Consider the following 24176-nt stretch of genomic DNA (forward strand, 5'->3'; position numbering starts at 1 on the left):
AATCCCCCACTCAGCAGTCTTGCGGTAATTCGGCAGGAAAGGGCAGTCGAGCGCGATGACGAATCAGCACCAGTCCGAATCGATGAGGACGCGCCGTGCACAGAGCGAGGCAATCGCGGTCGTCGGCCTTTCCTGCCGCCTGCCCGGAGCCGCCGGTCCCGAGGCCTTCTGGGACCTGCTCAGCACCGGCACCTCCGCCATCACCCCGGTACCCCGGGACCGCTGGACGTCCGCGACCGGTGAGGCCGCGCCCAACGGCACCGAACCCGGCCTGCGCCACGGCGGCTTCCTGGAAGACGTCGACAGCTTCGACGCCGGTTTCTTCGGCATAGCCCCGCGTGAGGCGCGTGTCATGGACCCGCAGCAGCGCCTCGTGCTCGAACTGGCCTGGGAGGCACTGGAGAACGCCGGCATCGTCCCGGCCACCCTGCGCGGCAGCCGCACCGCCGTCTTCGTCGGCACCCTGCGCGACGACTATGCCGCGCTGCTCTACCAGCACGGTGCCCGGTCCGTCACCCAGCACACCATGACCGGCGTCAACCGCGGTGTGATCGCCAACCGGGTCTCCTACCACCTCGGCCTGCGCGGCCCCAGCCTCACCGTCGACTCGGCCCAGTCCTCCTCGCTCGTCGCCGTGCACCTGGCCTGCGAGTCCCTGCGCGGCGGCGAGTCCGACGCCGCCATCGTCGCCGGCGTCAACCTCAACATCCTCGCCGAGGCCGCGGTGGCCGGGGAGCGCTTCGGAGGACTCTCTCCCGACGGCACCACGTACACCTTCGACGCCCGCGCCAACGGCTTCGTCCGCGGCGAGGGCGGCGGCGCCGTCGTCCTCAAGCCGCTGCCTCGCGCCCTCGCGGACGGCGACGACGTCCTCGGCGTGATCCACGCCAGCGCCGTCAACAACGACGGCTCGACGCCCGGACTGACCGTGCCCGGCCAGGAGACCCAGGAACGGGTCCTGCGCGAGGCCTACGACCGGAGCGGCCTCGACCTCGACGCGGTCCAGTACGTCGAACTGCACGGCACCGGCACCCCGGTCGGCGATCCGATCGAGGCCGCGGCGTTGGGTGCAGTGCTCGGAGCGTCCCGTGCCGACGCCGCCCCGCTGCGCGTCGGGTCCGCGAAGACCAACGTGGGCCACCTCGAGGGCGCCGCGGGCATCGTCGGCCTCATCAAGACCCTGCTGGCACTGCACCACCGACGCCTGCCCGCCAGCCTCAACTTCGCCACCCCCAACCCGGACATCCCACTGGCCGACCTCGGCCTGCAGATCCAGTACGAGACCGGCGACTGGCCCGCCCCCGACCGGCCGCTGATCGCCGGCGTCTCGTCGTTCGGCATGGGCGGCACCAACGCACATGTGGTGGTGGGGGAGGGACCGGTGCGCCCGGTGGCGCCGGGGTCCGCTGCCGCTGAGGCGAAGGGCGTCCTGCTGCGTACGGCCCCCGGGCAGTCCGGCGCACCCGAGACGGAGGACTTCCTACCGTCCTCGGTCGAAGCGCAGTCCGCGGGGGACGTCCCCCCTGCCCCGGCCAACCCGAATCCCTCCGCCCCCGAAGTCGACGGCACCCTCCTGCCCTGGGTCGTCTCCGGTCGTGGTGGTGCGGCTCTCGCCGCCCAGGCCGACCGGCTGCGTGCCGCCGTGACCGCCGTACCCGAGCCGCGTCCCGAGGACATCGGCCGGTCCCTGGCCGTCACCCGCACCGTCTTCGACCACCGTGCCGTCCTCCTCGCCGAGGATCACGCCGGGATGGTCGCCGGCCTGACCGCCCTGGTCGAGGGCCGGGCCGCCGCACAGGTCGTCACGGGTGCCGTCCGCCCCGGTACAACGGCCTTCCTGTTCACCGGCCAGGGCGCTCAGCGCGCCGGGATGGGACGGGAAATGCGCGCCGCCTTCCCGGTGTTCCGTGCCGCCTTCGACGAGGTGTGCCAGGCCTTCGACCCGCTCCTCGACCGCCCCCTCGCCGAAGTGGTCGACTCCGGGACCGGCCTGGACGACACCGCGTGGACCCAGCCCGCGCTGTTCGCCGTCGAGGTCGCCCTGTACCGCCTCGTCACGTCCTGGGGCGTCACCCCCGATCATGTGGCCGGGCACTCCATCGGCGAGATCGCCGCCGCCCACGTCGCCGGCGTGCTGTCGCTCGACGACGCCGCCCTGCTCGTTGCCGCCCGGGGCCGGCTGATGCAGGAACTGCCGACCGGCGGCGCCATGATCGCCGTACAGGCCACCGAGGACGAGGTGACGCCCCTGCTCGCCGCGCAGACGGGGCCGGTGGCGGTCGCCGCCGTCAACGGGCCGCGCTCCGTGGTGCTTTCCGGCGCGCACGACAGCGTCACCGCCGTCGCGGAGCACCTCGCCGCGCAGGGCCGCAGGACCCACCGCCTCACGGTCAGCCATGCCTTCCACTCCCCGCTCATGGATCCGATGCTGGAGGCGTTCCGGACCGTCGTGGAGGAGTTGACGTTCCACGAGCCGCGGATCCCCGCCGTGTCCACGGTGACCGGCACCGCCGTCGAGCCGGGCCGGTGGACCTCGGCCGACTACTGGGTCGAGCAGGTGCGCCGCCCGGTGCGCTTCCTCGACGCCGTACGCACCCTGGAGAACCTGAACGCCGCCACCCTCCTGGAGCTCGGCCCCGACGGCGTCCTGACCGCGGCGGCCGCCGCGAGCGTCGGCGACACCGAGGCCACCGCCCCCCTCGCCACGCTCCGCGCGGGGCGTGCCGAGGTCCGCTCCCTCTTCGCGGGCGTCGCCGCCGCGTTCGTCCGCGGCACACCCGTCGACTGGGCTGCCGTACACGCCGACAGCCCCGGCCGCCGCGTCCCGCTGCCCACCTACGCCTTCCAGCGCGAGCGCCACTGGATCGACGGCCCGGCCGCCGCCGTGGCCGATGGCGCCGCGCGCATCGACGGCGTGACCGCGGCCCGACCGGCAGCGGAGGACACCGCGCCCACGCCCGCCCCGGTCCCCGACGCCACCGCCCTCGTGCTGGAGCAGGTCGCCGCCGTCCTGGAGCACACCGACGTCCAACGCGTCGACCCGCACGCCGCGTTCAAGGACCTCGGCTTCGACTCCCTGATGACGGTCGAGCTGCGCGACGCGCTCGCCACCGTCACCGGCCTGAAGCTGCCCAGCGGCCTGCTGTTCGACCACCCCACCCCGGCCGCCCTCATCGCCCACCTCACCACCCTGCTCGCCGGCCCGGTGACCGACGCCCTAGCCGAGGACCAACCCGGCGCGGGCTTCGACCTGGCGCACGAACCCATCGCCATCGTCGGCATGGCCTGCCGCTACCCGGGCGGCGTCACCTCTCCCGAGGAGCTGTGGAGCCTGGTCGCCGACGGCCGCGACGCCATATCCGGCTTCCCCGCCGACCGCGGCTGGGACGCCGACCTGTACGACGCCGATCCCACGCACGGCGGACACAGCACGGTCCGCGAAGGCGGCTTCCTGCACGAAGCGGCCCTGTTCGACAACGAGTTCTTCGGGATCTCGCCCCGCGAGGCCCTCGCCATGGACCCGCAGCAGCGCCTCCTCCTGGAGACCGCATGGGAGGCCGTCGAGCGCGCCGGCCTCGACGCCGCCACCCTCAAGGGCAGCCGTACCGGCGTGTTCGTGGGCGCCACCACCCTCGACTACGGGCCCCGGATGCACGAGGCCCCCGACACCGTCGAGGGGCATCTCCTCACCGGCACCACACCGAGCGTCATGTCCGGGCGCATCGCCTACCAACTCGGGCTGCTGGGCCCGGCGGTCACCGTCGACACGGCCTGCTCGTCGTCGCTGGTCGCCCTGCACATGGCCGTACGTTCGCTGCGCACCGGGGAGACGAACCTCGCCGTCGCGGGCGGCGCGACCGTCATGTCGTCGCCCGGCATGTTCGTGGAGTTCTCCCGCCAGCGCGGCCTGGCCGGCGACGGGCGCTCCAAGTCCTTCGCCGCGTCCGCCGACGGGACTTCCTGGGCGGAGGGGGTCGGCCTCCTCGTCGTGGAGCGCCTGTCGGACGCCCGTCGGAACGGCCATCGCGTCCTCGCCGTCATCAGGGGCAGCGCGATCAACCAGGACGGCACCGGCAACGGCCTGACCGCCCCGGTCGGCCCCTCCCAGCAGCGCGTCATCCGCGACGCCTTGTCCGACGCCCGTCTCACCCCTGCTGATGTGGATGCGGTGGAGGCGCACGGTACGGGAACCCGGTTGGGTGATCCGATCGAGGCGCAGGCGTTGCTGGCGACGTATGGCCAGGACCGTGAACGTCCTCTGCTGCTCGGCTCGTTGAAGTCGAACATCGGGCACGCGCAGGCGGCTGCGGGTGTCGGTGGCGTGATCAAGATGGTGCAGGCCATGCGGCACGGTGTGCTGCCGAAGACCCTGCACGCCGAAGAGCCGTCGCCGTTCGTGGAGTGGGACGCGGGTTCGGTGGAGTTGCTGACCGAGGCGCGTGAGTGGGTGGCGCGGGAGGGTGTGCCGCGTCGTGCGGGTGTGTCCTCGTTCGGGATCAGCGGGACCAACGCGCATGTGGTGGTTGAGGAGTTCGTGGCGTCGGAGGAGGCTGCTGTTGAGCGGCCGGGGCTGTCCGGGCCCGTTCCGTTCGTGCTGTCCGCGCACGATGAGCCGGCGCTGCGCGCCCAGGCCCAGCGCCTGCACGACTTCGTCGTCGAGAGCGGCGCGCACCCCGCCGACACCGGCGCGCACCCCGCCGACACCGGCGCGTCCCTCGCCGTCACCCGCACCGCCCTGTCTCAGCGTGCCGTGATCACCGCCACGGACACCGGCACGCTCCTCACCGGACTCGCCGCCCTGGCCCGGGGCGAGGAGACAGCGCAGGTCGTCACCGGCAGGGCCGCCGGCGCGGGCCGCACCGCCTTCCTGTTCACCGGGCAGGGTGCCCAGCGGGCCGGCATGGGCCGCGAACTGTACGCCGCCAACCCGGTGTTCGCGGCGGCCCTCGACGAGGTGTGCGCGGCTCTCGACGAGCACCTCGAACTGCCGCTGCGCACGGTGATGTTCGCCGACGCGGACAGTGAGCCCGGCACGCTGCTGCACCGCACCGCCTACACCCAGCCCGCCCTGTTCGCCGTCGAGGTCGCCCTGTTCCGGCTCCTCGCCCACCACGGCACGACACCGGACCTGCTCGCGGGGCACTCCATCGGTGAACTCGCCGCGGCCCATGTCGCGGGCGTGCTGTCCCTCGCCGACGCGGCCAGGCTGGTCGCTGCCCGGGGCCGGCTCATGGAGGCGGCACGGGCGGGCGGCGCGATGATCGCCGTCGAGGCCACCGAGGCCGAACTCGCCGCCGACCTGGAGAAGAGGGCGGGCCGAGTCGCCCTGGCCGCCGTCAACGCTCCCGACTCCGTCGTGATCTCGGGCGACGAGGACGCCGCCGAGCAGCTGGCGGGAGAGTGGCGCGACCGGGGCCGCCGCACCCGTCGGCTCCAGGTCAGCCACGCCTTCCACTCGCCGCACATGGACGACGTCCTGGACGAGTTCCGTGCCGTCGCCGAGAGCCTCACCTTCCACGCACCGCGAATCCCAATCGTCTCCACGGTCACAGGCGAACTCGCCGGCCCGGACGAGCTGACCTCGCCCGAGTACTGGGCGCAGCAGATTCGCCGGCCCGTGCGGTTCGTCGACGCCGCCCGCACCCTCCACCGGCACGGCGCCACCGTGTTCGTCGAGACCGGCCCCGACGCCGTCCTCGCCCCGCTGACCCGCGCCGCCCTCGCCGACGCGGACGCGGTCGTCGTCCCGCTGCTGCGGTCCGCCCGCGCCGAGGGCGAGACCTTCCTCGCCGGGATCGCCGCGGCCTGGGCGGGCGGCGCGCCGCTCGCGGCCGAGACCTTCCACACCGGCGCCCGCCTCGTGGACCTGCCGACGTACGCCTTCCAGCGGGAGCGCTACTGGCTCACGCCCGGACGGCCGCTCGACGCACGCGGACTGGGCCTCGACCCGGCCGGTCACCCGCTGCTGCACGCCTCGGTGGAACTGGCCGGAAGCGACGGGCTGGTCCTCACCGGCCGCCTCGCCGTCACCGACCAGCCCTGGCTCGCCGACCACGCCATCGCCGGCACCGTCCTCGTGCCCGCCACCGCGTTCCTGGAGCTGGCCCTGGCCGCGGCGAGCCGCTTCGGCATCGACCAGATCGACGAACTGACCCTGGAAGCCCCGCTGCAGTTGCCGGAGCACGGCGCCGTACGCGTCCAGGTCGCCGTCGGCGCACCGGACGCCACCGGCAGCCGGCCCGTGGAGATCCACGCCGGCCCCGACAGCGGCTCCGAGCACGGCACGGACGCCGAGCGCGTGTGGACACGACACGCCTCCGGCACCCTCGGCGGCACCCCACCGACCGGACCCGACCTGCGGGAGTGGCCCCCCACCGGCGCCGACGAGGTCGCGCTGGACGACGCGTACGAACGCCTCACCGCACTCGGCTACGCCTACGGTCCGGCCTTCCAGGGCCTGACGCGTCTGTGGCGCACGGCCGACGCGCTGTACGCCGAGGTCGCCCTGCCCGACGCGCACAAGGACGGCGCCGACCGGTTCGGCCTGCACCCCGCCCTCTTCGACGCGCTCCTGCACCCGGTCGTACTGCACGCCGCGGAGGACGACACCACGGCGGACACCATCAGGCTGCCGTTCGCCTGGTCCGGCGCGTCCCTGCACGCCGGCGGCGCCGACACGCTCCGGGTGCGGATCGAGCCCGGCGGATCCGGCAGCTACGCGCTGCACGCGGCGGACGCCGTCGGCGCGCCCGTCATCAGCGTGGAGTCCCTCGCACTGCGCCCGGTCGCCAAGGAGCGGCTCCGCTCCGAACCGCGGCCCCACGACGCCCTGTACGCCGTGGAATGGACGCCGGTCACGGCCCCCGAGGCCGACGCACCGCGCGTCGTGGAGGCGTCCGACCTCTCGCAGGTGGACGACACGGCCGACGTGGTGCTCGTGCGCGCCCTCGCCGGTGACGGACACGACGACGTGGCGGCCGCCGCCCATCACCTCGCGGACGTCTTCCTGCGCCTCGTGCAGGACTTCCTCGCGGACGAGCGCCTGGCCGGGGCCCGCCTCGCGGTGCTCACGCGGGGTGCCGTGGCCGCCGCGCCCGGCGACCTCGTCCCGGAGCCGGCGCAGGCCCCGCTGTGGGGTCTGCTGCGCACCGTTCAGTCGGAACACCCCGACCGTGTGGTCCTGATCGACGCCGACGCGGACGTATCCGCCGACGACCGGCTCCTGGCCGCCGCCCTCACATCCGGTGAGGTGCAGGTGGCGGTGCGTTCGGGTGGGTTGGTGGTGCCCAGGTTGCGGCGCGCTGCGTCCAGTGAGGGTGGTGCCGTGTCGTGGGGCTCCGGCTCCCGCCCGGTGCTGGTGACGGGTGGCACCGGTGGGCTGGGCGCCGTGGTGGCCCGGCATCTCGTGATGGAGCACGGTGTGCGGTCGCTGGTGCTGGTGAGCCGACGCGGCGAATCGGCGCCCGGTGCGGGCGAGTTGAGGTCCGAGATGGAGGCATGGGGCGCTGCGGTGACGCTGGCGGCGTGCGATGTGTCCGATCGGGCGGCGTTGGCCGCACTGCTGGGCGACGTCGGCGAGTTGTCAGGCGTGGTGCATACGGCGGGTGTCCTGGACGACGTGACGGTGGAAGGTCTGACGGCCGATCGGCTGCACAGCGTGATGCGTCCGAAGGTGGATGCGGCGTGGCATCTGCATGAGCTGACCCGGGAGATGAGGCTCGGCGCGTTCGTTCTGTACTCGTCCGTATCGGGCCTGCTGGGAACGGCGGGCCAGGCGAACTACGCGGCGGGCAACGCGTTCCTCGACGCACTGGCGGCCCACCGCCGGGCTGCGGGGCTCCCCGCCACCTCCCTCGCCTGGGGCCTGTGGGACGGCACCCACGGCATGGGCGGCACTCTCGGCGACGCCGACCTCGCCCGCTGGACGCGCCAGGGCATCAGGACCCTCACCCCCGAGCAGGCCCTGGCCCTCTTCGACGCGGCCCTGACCGGCGACGACGCGCTGCGCGTCCCCGTGGTCCTCGAACCGCGGGCCCTGCGCGCTCAATCCTCGCCCCTCCTGCGCGACCTGGCCCCGGCCCGCTCGCGGCGCACGGCGGCCCGCGCGGCCGACGCGGGCGGCGAGGGCACCACATGGGCGCAGCGGATCGCCGCCCTGCCGCAGGAAAGGCGCCGCGAGACCGTTCTCGACCTGGTCCGCGGCATCGTGGCCGGCGTCCTCGGCCACAACGATCCGCACCGCCTCGACCCCAGGCGCGCCTTCAAGGAGAGCGGCTTCGACTCCCTGGCCGGCGTCGAACTGCGCAACCGCCTGAACACCGCCACCGGACTGCGGCTGTCCGCCACCGTCGTCTTCGATCGCCCGACGCCCGACGCCGTCGTCGACCACCTGCTCACCCGGATCGCGGACACCGCCGCCCCGGCACCGGCCCGCACCGCACGGCCCACCACCGACCATGACGACCCCATCGCAATCGTCGGCATGGCGTGCCGCTTCCCCGGCGGTGTCGCCTCGCCGGACGACCTCTGGCGGCTGGTCTCCGAGGGCGGGGACGCGATCAGCGCGTTCCCCGGCAACCGGGGTTGGGACCTGGACGGCCTCTACGACCCGGACCCCGCCCACACGGGCACCTCCTACGTCCGGCACGGCGGATTCCTGCACGACGCCGACCGGTTCGACCCCGCCTTCTTCGGCATCCCGCCGCGCGAGGCCACCGCCATGGATCCGCAGCACCGACTGCTGCTGGAGACGGCCTGGGAGGCGTTCGAACATGCCGGCATCGACCCCGCCGCTCTGCACGGCTCCGACACCGGCGTGTTCACCGGCGCCATGTACGACGACTACGCGTCCCGCCTCGCGGCCAGCCCGGAGGAGTACGAGGGCTTCCTGCTGGCGGGCAACCTGTCCAGCGTGGTGTCGGGCCGGCTCTCCTACACCTACGGCTTCGAGGGCCCGGCGGTCACCGTCGACACGGCCTGCTCGTCCTCACTGGTCGCCCTGCACCTGGCGGCGAACGCCCTGCGCAACGGCGAGTGCTCGCTCGCCCTCGCCGGCGGCGTCACCGTCATGGCCAGTCCGCACGTCTTCGTCGAGTTCTCCCGCCAGCGCGGCCTGTCTCCCGACGGCCGCTGCAAGTCCTTCGCGGCGGCGGCGGATGGTGTGGCCTGGTCGGAGGGCGTGGGCCTGCTGGCGGTCGAGCGTCTGTCGGACGCGGTGCGCAACGGCCACCAGGTGCTGGCGGTCGTACGCGGCAGCGCGGTGAACCAGGACGGTGCTTCGAATGGTCTGACGGCGCCGAACGGTCCGTCCCAGGAGCGGGTGATCCGGCAGGCGCTTGCTTCGGCGGGTCTGTCCGCCGCTGATGTGGATGCGGTGGAGGCGCACGGTACGGGGACCCGGTTGGGTGATCCGATTGAGGCGCAGGCGTTGTTGGCGACGTATGGCCAGGGTCGTGAGCGTCCGTTGCTGCTGGGGTCGTTGAAGTCGAATATCGGGCATGCGCAGGCGGCTGCGGGTGTCGGTGGTGTGATCAAGATGGTGCAGGCGATGCGGCATGGTGTGCTGCCGCGGACGTTGCATGTGGATGAGCCGTCGCCGTTCGTGGAGTGGGACGCGGGTTCGGTGGAGTTGCTGACCGAGGCGCGTGAGTGGGTGGCGCGGGAGGGTGTGCCGCGTCGTGCGGGTGTGTCCTCGTTCGGGATCAGCGGGACCAACGCGCATGTGGTGGTTGAGGAGTTCGTGGCGTCGGAGGAGGCTGCTGCAGAGCGGCCGGGGCTGTCCGGGCCCGTTCCGTTCGTGCTGTCCGCGCACGATGAGCCGGCGCTGCGCGCCCAGGCCCAGCACCTGCACGACCACCTCGACAGCCGCCCCGAGGAGTCCCTCGCCGACCTCGGCTGGTCCCTCGGCACCCGGCGCGCCCGCCACAGCCGCGGAGCCGTGGTGGTCGCCGAGCACCGCGCCGAACTGCTCGACGGACTCGCCGCGCTGAGCCGCGGCGAGACCACCCCGACGGCGCAGCACGCACCCGCACCCCCGCGTGGCAAGACCGCCTTCCTGCTCACCGGGCAGGGCGCCCAGCGCCTCGGCATGGGCCGCGAACTGTACGCCGCCTCCCCGGTGTTCGCCGCCGCGCTCGACGAGGTGTGCGCCCACCTGGACCCCGAGCTCCTGCGCCCGCTGAAGTCGGTGCTCTTCGCCGCCGAGGACAGCGCGGACGCCGCACTGCTCGACCAGACGGCGTTCACCCAGGCCGCGCTGTTCGCCCTGGAGACCGCGCTGTTCCGGCTCGCCGAACACCACGGCCTCACCCCGGACTTCCTGCTCGGCCACTCGATCGGCGAGGTCACCGCCGCCCACCTCGCGGGCGTCCTCGACCTGCCCGACGCCTGCGTCCTCGTCGCCGAACGCGGCAGGCTGATGCAGGCCGCGCGCGAGGGCGGTGCCATGGCGGCCGTCGAGGCCGGGGAGGACGAGGTACGCGCCGCGCTCGCGCCGTACGGCGACCGGGTGGCGGTGGCCGGCGTCAACGGGCCGCGCGCCACGGTGATCTCCGGCGACGGCGATGTCGTGGACGAGCTCGCCGCCCGGTTCAAGAAGCACGGCGCCCGGGTCAAGCGCCTCCCCGTCAGCCACGCCTTCCACTCACCGCACATGGACGAGGTACTGGACGAGTTCCGTGCCATCGCCGCGGACCTCACCTTCCACGAACCGCGCATCCCCGTCGTCTCCAACGTCACCGGTGAGCTCGCCACGGCCGCGGAGCTCGCCTCGCCCGACTACTGGGCCCGCCACATCCGCGAAGCCGTCCGCTTCCTGGACGGCGTACGCCTCCTGGAGGCCAGGGGCGTCACCGAGTGGCTGGAACTCGGACCCGACGGCGTGCTGAGCGCCCTGGCCGCCGAGTCCCTGGAGGCCGCTTCCGGGGTCGTGGCCCCGGTCCTGCGCAGGGGCCGTTCCGAGACGGAGGTGTTCGCCGCCGCCCTCGGACTGCTGGCCGCACGCGGCACCGACGTGCGCTGGGAATCCGTCTTCCCCGGCGCGCGCGGGACCGACCTCCCGCTCTACGCGTTCCAGCGGCAGCGCTACTGGCTCGACGCGCCCACCACGGTCACGGACGCGGCCGGCTTCGGCCTCGTACCCGCCGACCACCCGCTGCTCGGCGCCGCCGTCCCGCTGGCCGACCGTGACGAACACGTCCTCACCGGCCGTCTGGCCCGCGGCACGCACCCCTGGCTGACGGAGCACACCGTCGCCGGCACCGTGCTCGTGCCCGGCACCGGACTGCTCGAACTCGCCCTGCGGGCAGGCGAACAGCTCGGCGCCACCACGGTCGAGGAACTCACCCTGGCCGCACCGCTGATGCTGCCCGAGCGCGGCGGCGTACACCTCCAGGTGTCCGTCGGCGCCGAGGACACCGACGCGACACGCCCGCTGCGCATCCACACCCGCCCGCACGGCGACGCCGGCCACGACGGGACCTGGACCCTGCACGCCTACGGCACTCTGCGCGCCGGCACGGACACGGCTGAGGAGGCGCTCGCCGTCTGGCCGCCCGCCGGAGCCCGCGAGATCGACCTCACCGGTGCCTACGAGCGTCTGGCCGAGCGGGGTTACGCCTACGGGCCCGCGTTCCGTAACCTGCGCCGGCTGTGGACAGTCGGGGACGACCTCTGCGCCGAGGTCGCCCTCGGTGACGAACAGCGCACCGAGGCGCGCCGGTTCACCCTCCATCCCGCACTGCTCGACGCCGCGCTGCACCCGCTGCTGCCCGGAGTCGTCAGTGACGAAGGCGAACCGCTGCTCCCGTTCACCTGGGCCGGAGTGAGCGCGACCGCCGCGGGCGCGTCCGTGCTGAGGGTCCGGCTCGCCGGTGCCGCGGCCCCCGAGACCGCGAACGGCGGTTCCACGACGGTCGCGCTCACGGTGGCCGACGGCTCGGGCGCACCGGTCGCCACCGTGGCGGAGCTGACCTTGCGCCCGCTGTCCGCCGAGTCGCTGCGCGCCGCGGACACCGGCACCGCCGACGGCCTGCTCCGGGTCGAGTGGAGCAGGCCGGCCGCGACGGACGTCACGGCCGACCTCTCGACCTGGGCGGTCGTGGGCCAGGCACAGGACCTTCTCCTCCCTGCCGACACGGTCCGCTCCTACGCCGACCTCGGCGAGGTGGCACGGGCCGTCGACGCGGGCGCGACCGTGCCCGGGGTCCTCCTCGCATCCCACATCTCCGCGCCCAGCGGCGACTCGCTGCCGGAAACCGCGCGGGAGGCGGCACAGCGGGCCCTCGTCCAGGTGCAGGAGTGGCTGCGGGACGAACGGTTCGCGGACACCCGTCTCGTGGTCATCACCCGGGGCGCCGTGGCCACCGCGGCCGAAGAGGACGTCACCGACCTGGCGCACGCACCGCTGTGGGGCCTGCTGCGCTCGGCGCAGTCCGAGAACCCGGGCCGCATCCAGCTCCTGGACCTCGACGAACCGGACTCCGACTCGGCTCCGGCCGTGCTCACCACCGCTGTCGCCTCAGGTGAGGTGCAGGTGGCGGTGCGTTCGGGTGGATTGGTGGTTCCGCGACTGCGGCGTGCCGTCCCGGGTGAGGGTGGTGCGGTGTCGTGGGGTGCCGGTCCGGTGCTCGTGACGGGTGGCACCGGTGGGCTGGGCGCTGTCGCGGCCCGGCACCTCGTCGTCGTGCACGGTGTGCGGTCGCTGGTGCTGGTGAGCCGGCGAGGTGAGCTGGCGGCCGGCGCGGGGGAACTGAGGTCGGAGCTGGAGGCCTTGGGTGCTTCGGTGACGGTGGCCGCGTGTGATGTGTCGGACCGGTCCGCTCTGGCTGCGCTGCTGGCCGAGGTGGGTGAGCTGTCGGGTGTGGTGCATACGGCGGGTGTGCTGGACGACGTGACGGTGGAGGGGTTGTCGGCCGACCGACTGCATTCTGTGTTGCGTCCGAAGGTGGATGCGGCGTGGCACCTGCATGAGCTGACCCGGGAGATGAGGCTCGGCGCGTTCGTTCTGTACTCGTCCGTATCGGGCCTGCTGGGGACGGCGGGCCAGGCGAACTACGCGGCGGGCAACGCTTTCCTGGACGCACTGGCGGCCCACCGCCGAGCCGCGGGACTCCCGGCGACCTCCCTCGCCTGGGGCCTCTGGGAGGAGACCAGCACCATCACCGGCCACCTGGCCGAAGCGGACCTGCGCCGCCTGGCCCGGTCCGGGCTGCTGCCGCTGGCCACCGACGACGCGATGGCCCTCTTCGACGCCGCCCCGGCCACCGGAGAGAGCACCCTCGCCGTCACCCGGCTCGACACCCGGGCGATCCGCGCCCTGGGCGACCAGGTACCGCCTCTCCTCTCCGGACTCGTCCGCGCCAACAGGACCCGTCGCGCCGCCGCCACGGACACCGTCCCCGCCGGCCGGACCGAGGGCCAGGGGCTCACCGAGCGACTCGCCGTCCTGTCCGCGACCGACCGTGAACGGGCCCTGGTGGATCTCGTACGGGGCCGGGTGGCCGCCGTACTCGGACACGCCGACCACACCGCGATCGACGCCGACCGACCCGTCCAGGAACTCGGCTTCGACTCCCTGACCGCCGTCGAACTGCGCAACCAGCTCGGCACCGAGACGGGACTGCGGCTGCCGACCACCCTGGTCTTCGACCAGCCCACGCCGAGGGCGCTCGCCACGTACCTGGGCGACCGGCTCACCGTCGAGGAGACCTCACCGGACGAGCCGGTGCTCGCGGAACTGGCCCGGCTCGAAGCCGCCATCGAGATGGCCGCAGCCGACGCGTCCGCCCACGGCCGGATCACCGCCCGCCTCCGGGAACTCCTCGACGCCGCCGACAGCGCGGCCGGGACGTCGGACCAGGACTTGAGCGACGACTTGGGCGACGACCCGGACGAGGACCTGGACTCGGCCACGGACGAGGAACTGTTCGCCCTCGTCGACGAACTGAACTGACCACCAACGCCCACAACGGCACCGATCACCACACGACACACGGGAGTTGACACACCATGGCGGGCGAGGACAAGCTCCGCGACTACCTCAAGAAGGCCGTCGCCGATGCCCGTGAGGCACGCCGGCAGCTGCGGGACGTCGAGGACCGACGGCGCGAGCCGATCGCGATCGTCGGCATGGCCTGCCGCTACCCCGGCGGCGTGTCCTCGCCCGAGGACCTGTGGCGCCTGGTGGCAGACGGCACCGACGCCGTCGGCGGCTTCCCCGGAAACCGGGGCTGGGACGTGGACGGCCTCTACGACCCGGACCCCGACCGCACAGGCACCTCGTACGCCCGCGAAGGCGGATTCCTGCACGACGCCGACCAGTTCGACCCGGCCTTCTTCGGGATGTCGCCGCGCGAGGCCATGGCGATCGACCCGCAGCAGCGGCTGCTGCTGGAGACGGCCTGGGAGGCGTTCGAACACGCCGGCATCGACTCCACCGCGCTGCGCGGCTCGGACACCGGCGTGTTCACGGGCCAGATGTACAACGACTACGGCTCACGCCCCCACCTGCCCCCGGAGGACTTCGAGGGCTACCTGTACAGCGGCAGCGCCGGCAGCATCGCCGTCGGCCGGCTCTCCTACACCTACGGCTTCGAGGGCCCGGCGGTCTCCGTCGACACGGCCTGCTCGTCCTCGCTGGTCGCCCTGCACCTCGCGGTGAACGCGCTGCGCAACGGCGAGTGCTCGCTCGCCCTCGCCGGCGGCGTCACGGTGATGTCGACACCGGTGGCCTTCCTGGAGTTCTCCCGGCTGCGAGGCCTGTCGCCGGACGGGCGGTGCAAGTCGTTCGGCGCCGGGGCCGATGGTGTGGCCTGGTCCGAGGGAGTCGGCGTACTCGTCGTCGAGCGTCTGTCGGACGCGGTGCGCCATGGACATCGGGTGCTGGCGGTGGTGCGGGGCAGCGCGGTGAACCAGGACGGTGCTTCGAATGGTCTGACGGCGCCGAACGGTCCGTCGCAGGAGCGGGTGATCCGGCAGGCGCTTGCTTCGGCCGGACTGTCCGCCGTTGACGTGGATGCGGTGGAGGCACATGGCACGGGAACCCGGTTGGGTGATCCGATCGAGGCGCAGGCGTTGCTGGCTACGTACGGCCAGGACCGTGAACGTCCTCTGCTGCTCGGCTCGTTGAAGTCGAACATCGGGCACGCGCAGGCGGCTGCGGGTGTCGGTGGCGTGATCAAGATGGTGCAGGCCATGCGGCACGGTGTGCTGCCGAAGACCCTGCACGCCGAAGAGCCCTCGCCGTTCGTGGAGTGGGACACCGGTGCGGTCGAGTTGCTCACCGAGGCACGCGATTGGACCGCGCGCGACGGCGAACCGCGCCGTGCGGGCGTCTCCTCCTTCGGATTCGGCGGCACCAACGCCCACGTGATCATCGAGGAGGCCCCGGCTTCCCCGCCCGCCGACACCAACGGCGAGCGCACTTTGCCCGCAGTGCCATGGATCCTGTCCGCGCGCACTCCCCAGGCACTCACCGCTCAGGCCGAGCGACTCCACGCCTTCGCCTCGACCCCCGGCGCCCCCGACCCGCTCGACATCGCCTACTCCCTGGCCACCACGCGCGCCGCGCTGCCGCACCGCACAGCGGTCGTGGCCGCCGGCTCCACCGAACTCCTCAACGGGCTGAGCCACTTGACCCCGATCAACCCCTCTGGTGGTGGTCTGGCTGTGGTGTTTTCGGGTCAGGGTGCTCAGCGGGTGGGGATGGGTCGTGGTTTGTATGAGGCGTTTCCGGTGTTTGCGGGGGCGTTGGATGAGGTGTGTGGGGTGTTGGATCCGTTGTTGGGTGGGTCGTTGAGGGGGGTGTTGTTCGGGGCGGATGCGTCGGTGTTGGGGGAGACGGGGTGGACGCAGCCGGCGTTGTTTGCGTTTGAGGTGGCGTTGTTCCGGTTGGTGGAGTCGTGGGGTGTGCGGCCTGATTTTGTGGCGGGTCATTCGGTGGGGGAGTTGGTGGCGGCTCATGTGGCGGGGGTGATGGGTCTGAGTGAGGCGGGTCGGTTGGTGGTGGCTCGTGCTCGGTTGATGCAGGGGTTGCCGGTGGGGGGTGTGATGGTCGCGGTGGAGGCCTCTGAGGAGGAGGTCCGGACCGCGATCGGTGGTTGTGGTCGTGGTGATGTGGTGGGTGTGGCGGCGGTGAATGGTCCGTCGGCGGTGGTGGTGTCGGGTGCTGGGGATGCGGTGGAGGAGGTTCTGGTCGGGTTGTCGGGTCGGCGTGTGCGTCGGTTGGAGGTGTCGCATGCGTTTCATTCGCCGTTGATGGAGCCGATGTTGGAGGAGTTCCGTTCGGTGGCGAAGGAGGTGCGGTACGACGCGGCCCGGTTGGGTGTGGTGTCGACGGTGACGGGGCGGTTGGCGGTGGGTGAGGATCTGCGGTCGGCGGATTACTGGGTGACCCAGGTCCGGGAAGCGGTCCGTTACGCCGACGCCGTCACCACCCTGGAGTCCGAGGGCGTCACCACACTCCTGGAACTCGGCCCCGGTGGTGTTCTCGCCGCCCTCGCCGCCCAGGCTGTCCGTGACCCCGACGCCCTGACCGCCACGGTCGCCACCCGCGCGGGACGCCCCGAGCCCGAGACCCTGGTCGAAGCGCTCGGCACGCTGCACGCGCGGGGTGTGTCCGTCGACTGGGAGGCGTTCTTCGACGGCACCGGAGCCCGCCGGGTCCCATTGCCCACCTACGCCTTCCAGCACCAGCGGTACTGGCTCGACGAAGTCGCCGTCGACAGGGCTCGCACGGGACCCGCCGTGCCGGCCACGCCCGAAGTCCAGGAGGAGGCACCCCGGGTCGTGCCTCTGGCCGAGCGGCTCGCACCGCTGAGCGAGGCACAGCGAGAGCAATATCTCCTGGCCCTCGTCACGGAACTGGTCGCCAAGGTGCTCAAGCACCCCGACACGTCGGCCGTCGTGCCGCACCGCCCCTTCCAGGAGCTCGGTTTCGACTCCCTGACCGGCGTCGAGCTGCGCAACCGGCTGGGCACCGAGACGGGTCTCCCGCTGCCCGCCACCGTCGTCTTCGACCATCCGACCCCCGCCGCGCTCGCTTCCTACGTCCAGACGCAGGCGGGCGCACCGGGCCCGGGCTCCGGTGGCGCGCCGGCCCGTACCGCGAATGAGGAACTGGACCGGCTGGAGGCATCCGTGGACGCTCTGGCGGTGGCCGGCTCGCACCCCGACGAGAACCGCGTGGCGCTGTCCGAGCGCTTGCGGACGCTGGCCGACCGCCTCGCGGGACCGGCCGACGCACCGTTCCCGTCCGCCGCCGAGGCCGCTGTTGCGGATCTCAAGGACGCGTCCGCGGACGAGATCTTCGACTTCATCGACACACAGCTCGGCCGGGCCGCGGACTGACGCCGAGCGTCCCGCCGCCCCGCCCCGCACCACCCACCCTTCAGGTACCGAGGAGAGACTGATTCCGCATGTCCGCTGACATGTCCCGCGCGCAGGAGCAGGCCCAGACCAAGGAACAGAAGCTCGTCGACTACCTGAAGTGGGTCACCGCCGACCTGCAGAAGGCGCGCGAGCGCATCGAGACGCTCGAGTCGGCCGCCACCGAACCGGTCGCGATCGTGGGCATGGCCTGCCGCTTCCCGGGCGGCGTCGCGTCACCGGACGACCTGTGGCACCTCGCCGCAGAAGGCCGCGACGCCATCAGCCCGTTCCCCACGGACCGCGGCTGGGACCTCGACGCCCTGTACAGCCCGGACCGCGACGAGCCCGGCACGTCGTACACCCGGGATGCCGGATTCCTCGACGGAGCCGCCCTGTTCGACGCCGACTTCTTCGGCATCTCGCCCCGCGAGGCCCGCGCCATGGACCCCCAGCAGCGCGTCCTCCTGGAGACGGCGTGGGAGGCGTTCGAGGACGCCGGGATCGACCCCGCCACGCTGCGCGGCAGCCGTACGGCCGTCTTCGCCGGCGTGATCGAGCAGAGCTATCTCGGACTCGAAGGCCCGGCCGAGCTGGAGGGCCACCTCATGACCGGAAAGCTCAGCAGTGTCGCTTCCGGCCGTATCGCCTACACCTTCGGACTCGAAGGCCCGGCTGTCTCGATCGACACCGCCTGCTCCTCGTCGCTGGTCGCCCTTCACCTCGCGGTGGAGTCGGTCCGTCGTGGGGAGTCCACCCTCGCGCTGGCCGGGGGTGCGACGATCACCGCGACCCCGGGTGGATTCGTCGACTTCTCACGCCAGGGCGGACTCGCCCCCGACGGGCGGATCAAGTCGTTCGCGGCCGCCGCCGACGGCACCTCCTGGTCGGAGGGCGTGGGTCTGCTGGTCGTGGAGCGGTTGTCGGACGCGGTGCGCAACGGGCATCGGGTGCTGGCGGTCGTACGCGGCAGCGCCGTGAACCAGGACGGTGCCTCCAATGGTCTGACGGCGCCCAACGGCCCGTCGCAGGAGCGCGTCATTCGCCAGGCCCTCGAGAACGCCCGTCTCGCCCCCTCCGACGTGGATGCGGTGGAGGCGCACGGTACGGGGACGAGGCTGGGTGATCCGATCGAGGCGCAGGCGTTGCTGGCGACTTACGGCCGAGACCGTGAGCGGCCGTTGTGGCTCGGCTCCCTGAAGTCGAACATCGGCCACACCGTCGCCGCGGCGGGCGTGGGCGGCGTGATCAAGATGGTGCAGGCCATGCGGCACGGAGTGCTGCCCAGGACCCTGCACGTCGACCGGCCCACACCCATGGTCGACTGGAGCTCCGGCGCGGTCGAGTTGCTGACCGAGGCCCGCGAGTGGCCCGCCCGGGCATCGGCACCGCGCCGTGCCGCCGTCTCGGCGTTCGGCGTGAGCGGCACCAATGCCCACGTCATCCTGGAGGAGGCACCGGCAGCGGAGGCCGCTGCTCCGGCGCCGGCGGGCCGGACGCTCCCGGCCGTGCCCTGGCTCCTGTCCGCCCCGGACGACGACGCCCTGCGCGCCCAGGCCCAGCGGCTGCACCAGCATGTCGCCGCCCACCCCGAGCAGTCCGCCAGCGACCTCGCCTACTCCCTCGCGACCACGCGAACCCTGCACGACCGCCGCGTCGTCCTGACCGGATCCGGCCGCGACGAACTGGCCGACGCCCTCCAGCACCTCGCCGCCGAATCGGGCGCGCCGCCCGCGAGCGTCGGGGCCCTTTCCCGCCCCGGTGGTCTGGCTGTGGTGTTTTCGGGTCAGGGTGCTCAGCGGGTGGGGATGGGTCGTGGTTTGTATGAGGCGTTTCCGGTGTTTGCGGGGGCGTTGGATGAGGTGTGTGGGGTGTTGGATCCGTTGTTGGGTGGGTCGTTGAGGGGGGTGTTGTTCGGGGCGGATGCGTCGGTGTTGGGGGAGACGGGGTGGACGCAGCCGGCGTTGTTTGCGTTTGAGGTGGCGTTGTTCCGGTTGGTGGAGTCGTGGGGTGTGCGGCCTGATTTTGTGGCGGGTCATTCGGTGGGGGAGTTGGTGGCGGCTCATGTGGCGGGGGTGGTGGGTCTGGGTGAGGCGGGTCGGTTGGTGGTGGCTCGTGCTCGGTTGATGCAGGGGTTGCCGGTGGGGGGTGTGATGGTCGCGGTGGAGGCCTCTGAGGGGGAGGTCCGGACCGCGATCGGTGGTTGTGGTCGTGGTGATGTGGTGGGTGTGGCGGCGGTGAATGGGCCGTCGGCGGTGGTGGTGTCGGGTGCTGGGGATGCGGTGGAGGAGGTTCTGGTCGGGTTGTCGGGTCGGCGTGTGCGTCGGTTGGAGGTGTCGCATGCGTTTCATTCGCCGTTGATGGAGCCGATGTTGGAGGAGTTCCGTTCGGTGGCGAAGGAGGTGCGGTACGACGCGGCCCGGTTGGGTGTGGTGTCGACGGTGACGGGGCGGTTGGCGGTGGGTGAGGATCTGCGGTCGGCGGATTACTGGGTGACCCAGGTCCGGGAAGCGGTCCGTTACGCCGACGCCGTCGACACCCTGTACGACCAAGGTGTGCGCACTGTCGTCGAGATTGGCCCCGGCGGCGTCCTCACCGCCCTCGCCCGGACCGTCCTCGCCGACCGGGACGACGCCGCCGTACATGCTCTCCAACGCCCCGACAGGGACGAACCGTCCGCGCTGGTCGACGGCATCGGAACCCTGCACGCGCGCGGTGTGTCCGTCGACTGGGAGGCGTTCTTCGACGGCACCGGAGCCCGCCGGGTCCCGCTGCCCGCCTACGCCTTCCGCCACCAGCGGTACTGGGCCGACGTGCTCGCTGCCGGCAGCCGTGACGCCGGTGGCTTCGGACTGGACAGCACCGACCATCCCCTCATCGGCGCCGCGCTGTTCCCCGGTGACCGCGACGAAGCGCTGTTCACGGCCCGTCTGTCAGCCCGCACGAACCAGCTCCTCGCCGCGCACACCGTCGCCGGGGAGACCGTCGTACCGAACACGGTCCTCGCCGAACTGGCCGTCCGGGCCGGAGACGAGACGGGCTGCACCGCCGTGGACGGACTCGTCGTCGACACGCCGCTGGTGCTGCCCCGTGACGGGGCCCTGCACCTCCAGGTCCGCGTCGGCGAACCGGACACCGACGGCCGACGCGTCCTCACCGTCCACGCCAGGCCGGACGACGCCGACGCGTCCTGGACGCGCCACGCGCACGGACTGCTGACCGAGAACCCGCTCGTCGCCCCGGCGGACACCGAGCCGGACACTCCTTGGCCGCCGAGCGACGCCGAGCCGCTCACGGGCGGGGAGTCGCTCGGCGGTGTCGGGACACACACAGGCGTCGAGCCTACGACCGCCGGCGAGCCGCTCACCGGCGACGAACCGGCCGTCCCCGCCATCGAGCCGCCCGCCGGCGCCCAACCGGCCACCGCCGCAGAACCGCGCACCGGCGGCGCATCGGCCGGCACCGGCGCCCCAGACGCCCCGTCCGCCCTGTACGACCGCTTCACCGCCGCCGGTGTGCACTACGGGCCCGCATACCGAGGCCTCACCCGAATGTGGCGGCGTGGCGGTGAGCTGTTCGCCGAGGTTGCCCTGGCCTCCGACGCCGACACCCGCGCCGAGGAATTCGGTCTCCACCCGGCGCTGCTGGAGGCGGCCCTGCAACCGCTGTACGCCACGGGACTGCCCGGCCTGCCGCACGCCGCGACCCACTGGCGCGGCCTGCGCCTGTACGCCACCGGCGCGGACACCCTGCGCGTCCACCTCGCCCCGCTCCCCGGCACCGACGACACCTACGCGGTACGCCTCACCGACCCGGCCGGACAGCCCGTCGCGGTGGCCGACGCCGTAACCGTCGGCCCCGTCCGTGCCGAAGCGCTGCGGGCCGCCCGCTCCCGGCACCGCGACGCACTCCACCACGTCGAGTGGATTCCCCGGCCCCTGCCCGCCGCGTCCCTGAACTGGCTGACCCTCGGCTCCGCCGAGCATCCGGACGTACAGGCCGGGGTCGCCGCCGCCACGGCTGCCGGTGAGCGCGTCGGGGCCGTACGCCTCGACCTGACCGCACCGGCAGGGTCGGCCGCGGAGGAGGCCGTAAGGGACACCGTGGGCCGGGCACTGTCCTGGGCCCGCGAGTGGCTCGCCCAGGAGACCCTGGCCGCGGCTCCGCTGGTCGTCGTGACCCGTGGCGCCGTGGCCGTCACCGGCGACGAGGACGTCACCGACCCCGCCGCCGCGGCCGCGTGGGGACTGCTGCGCTCAGCGCAGTCGGAGACACCGGGACGGATCGTCCTGGTGGACGTGGACGTGGACACCGCCCAGGCCTCCGCCCCGGACGCGCTCTCCGCCGTGGTCGCTTCCGGCGAACCGCAGGCCGCGATCCGTGGGACCGCCCCGGGCGGCGCGCTCCGGATCCACGTACCGCGCCTGCTGCGCACCCCGCTCCCGGAGCCCGCAACCGCCGGCCCCCGCGCGGTGTGGGACCCCGACGGCACCGTCCTGGTCACCGGCGGTACGGGATCGCTCGGCGCCCACTTCGCCCGTCACCTGGTCACGGACCACGGCGTCCGCCACCTGCTGCTGCTCAGCAGGCGAGGCGCGGACGCCCCCGGCGCCACGGACCTGTGCTCCGAACTGCAGGCCCTGGGCGCGTCCGTGACCGTGGCCGCCTGCGACGTGGCCGACCGCACCGCCCTCGCGCGCGTCCTGGCGTCGGTGCCGGCAGAGCACCCGCTGCGCGGCGTCGTCCACACCGCCGGTGTCCTCGACGACGGCGTCATCGGCTCGCAGACGCCGCAGCGGCTCGACGCCGTGCTGCGACCCAAGGCCGACGCGGCCTGGGCCCTGCACGAGCTGACCGGGGACGCCGACCTGACGGCGTTCGTGCTCTTCTCGTCCGTGGCCGCCGCCGTCGGCGGACCCGGCCAGTCCACCTACGCCGCGGCCAACGCCCACCTTGACGCCCTCGCCCAGCACCGCGCGGCCTCGGGGCTGCCCGCAACGTCCATCGCCTGGGGCCTGTGGGAGCAGGCGACCGGGCTGACGGGCGGTCTGAGCGAGACGGACCTGAAGCGGATCGCCCGCAGCGGCTTCCGCACCGTCCCCCAGGAGTTGGGCACGGCCCTCTTCGACCTCGCCCTGGACACCGGTCGGCCGTACCTCGTGGCCACGCCCCTCGACATCCCGGTCCTGCGCCGCCAGCCGCAGGTTCCGGTACTGCTGAGGTCCCTGGTGCGCGTGCCGACCCGTGCCGTTGCGCGCGGCGCGGCCGACGCGGGGCCCGCGCTCGCCGACCGGCTCACCGGACTCGGCGAGGACGAGCAGCTTACGATCGTCCTCGACGCCGTACTGGCCGAGATCGCCCGGGTCCTCGGCCGCACCGACACCACCGGCACGGACCCCGAACGCCCGCTGCAGAGCAGCGGTTTCGACTCCCTCACCTCGGTCGAACTGCGCAACCGGCTCGCCACGCTCACCGACCGGCGGCTGCCGGCCACCCTGGTCTTCGACCATCCGACCCCCCGGGCCCTCGCGGCACACCTGCGCACCGAACTCCTCGCGACCACCCGGGACACGACCGAGCCGTCCACGGCGGCCCCCGCCGTGGACTACGCGGCCGACCTCCACCTGCCCGCCGACATCCGCCCCGCGGCCGAGGTGGTCAGCACGGTCACCGACCCGTCCGACCTCCTGGTCACCGGCGCGAGCGGGTTCCTCGGCGCGTTCCTGGTACGCGATCTGATGCGCACCACGACCGCTCGCGTGCACTGCCTGGTGCGCGGCGCCGACGACGAGACGGCGTACCAGCGGCTGCGCTCCAGCCTGACCTGGTACCGCGTCTGGGACGACGTGGACGAGAGCCGGCTGCGGGTCCGCGCCGGTGACCTGGCAGACGAGCGGCTCGGCCTGACCGAGGAGGTGTTCGACGACCTCGCCCGTACCGTGGACGCGGTCTATCACGCGGGCGCCACCGTGCACTGGCTGCATCCCTACGAGGCACTGCGCGACGCCAACGTCCACGGCACCCGGGAGATCCTGCGCCTGGCGGCCCGCCACCGCACGGTCCCGGTGCACTACGTCTCCACGGTCGGTGTCTTCGACGGCCCGGTCACGCCCGGTGTCCCCCTGAAGGTGACCGACCCGACCGGCCCCGCCGAGGCGCTGCCGAGCGGCTACCTTCAGTCCAAGTGGGTCGCCGAACAACTCGTCGGCCTCGCCCGGGACCGGGGTCTGCCGGTGTCCGTGCACCGCGTCGACGTCATCTCCGGCGACACCCGCAACGGGGCCTGCCAGACCCGCGACTTCGTCTGGCTCAGCCTCAAGGGCCTCCTCCAGGCACAGGCCACGCCGACCGGTGTCGACGGCCGCTTCCATCTGCTGCCCGTCGACTACGTCAGCGCCGCCATCGTCGGCATCTCACAGCGCGAGCCGGCCGGCGGCACCTTCCACCTGTTCAACCGCAGCTCGCTGAGCCTCGCCGACTGCGTGGCGTATCTGCGTGAACTCGGGTACCGCCTCGACGAGACGGACCGGGAGCGGTGGAGCGCAGCGGTGCGCTCCGACCGGGACAACGCCCTGCTGCCGCTGCTGCACGCGTTCGAGATGATGACGTCCGACACCGACGGCTTCTATCCGCCCATCGACACGACCGAGACCGAGGCGGCCCTCGTCGGCACGGACATCACCTGCCCGCCGCTGACACGCGAACTCTTCGCCAGGTACGTGGAGTTCTTCGTCGAGGAAGGTCACTTCCCGCCCGCCCCGTGACCGTGAGGTCCGCCGATCGGACACCCCCGGCCGGCCGCCCGGCTGCTC

At 73.0% G+C, this 24176-nt stretch carries 2 protein-coding genes and 1 pseudogene; all 3 read left to right on the forward strand.

The features are described from left to right. Positions 1 to 55 precede the first annotated feature (55 nt). The 3 genes and pseudogenes from ACWGDB_RS22585 to ACWGDB_RS22595 all read left to right on the forward strand — a co-directional run bounded on the left by ACWGDB_RS22585 (position 56) and on the right by ACWGDB_RS22595 (position 24128). Positions 56 to 13951, forward strand: coding sequence for an SDR family NAD(P)-dependent oxidoreductase (locus ACWGDB_RS22585; RefSeq protein WP_453824042.1), 13896 nt, complete (start codon positions 56 to 58; stop codon positions 13949 to 13951). Between the two features lie 59 nt (positions 13952 to 14010). Then, a pseudogene (locus ACWGDB_RS22590) lies at positions 14011 to 17346 on the forward strand (type I polyketide synthase); the annotation flags it as partial. 68 nt (positions 17347 to 17414) lie between these two features. Next, the gene (locus tag ACWGDB_RS22595; RefSeq protein WP_453824043.1) at positions 17415 to 24128 is read left to right on the forward strand and encodes a thioester reductase domain-containing protein; all 6714 of its coding nucleotides are present in this window, start codon (positions 17415 to 17417) and stop codon (positions 24126 to 24128) included. Positions 24129 to 24176 lie beyond the last annotated feature (48 nt).

The organism is Streptomyces sp. NPDC055013 (assembly GCF_053608645.1).

Excerpts from the sequence above, each read along its gene's own strand:
- ACWGDB_RS22585 (WP_453824042.1), top strand. The coding sequence starts at position 56 with ATGACGAATCAGCACCAGTCCGAATCGATGAGGACGCGCCGTGCACAG.
- ACWGDB_RS22595 (WP_453824043.1), top strand. The coding sequence starts at position 17,415 with ATGTCCGCTGACATGTCCCGCGCGCAGGAGCAGGCCCAGACCAAGGAA.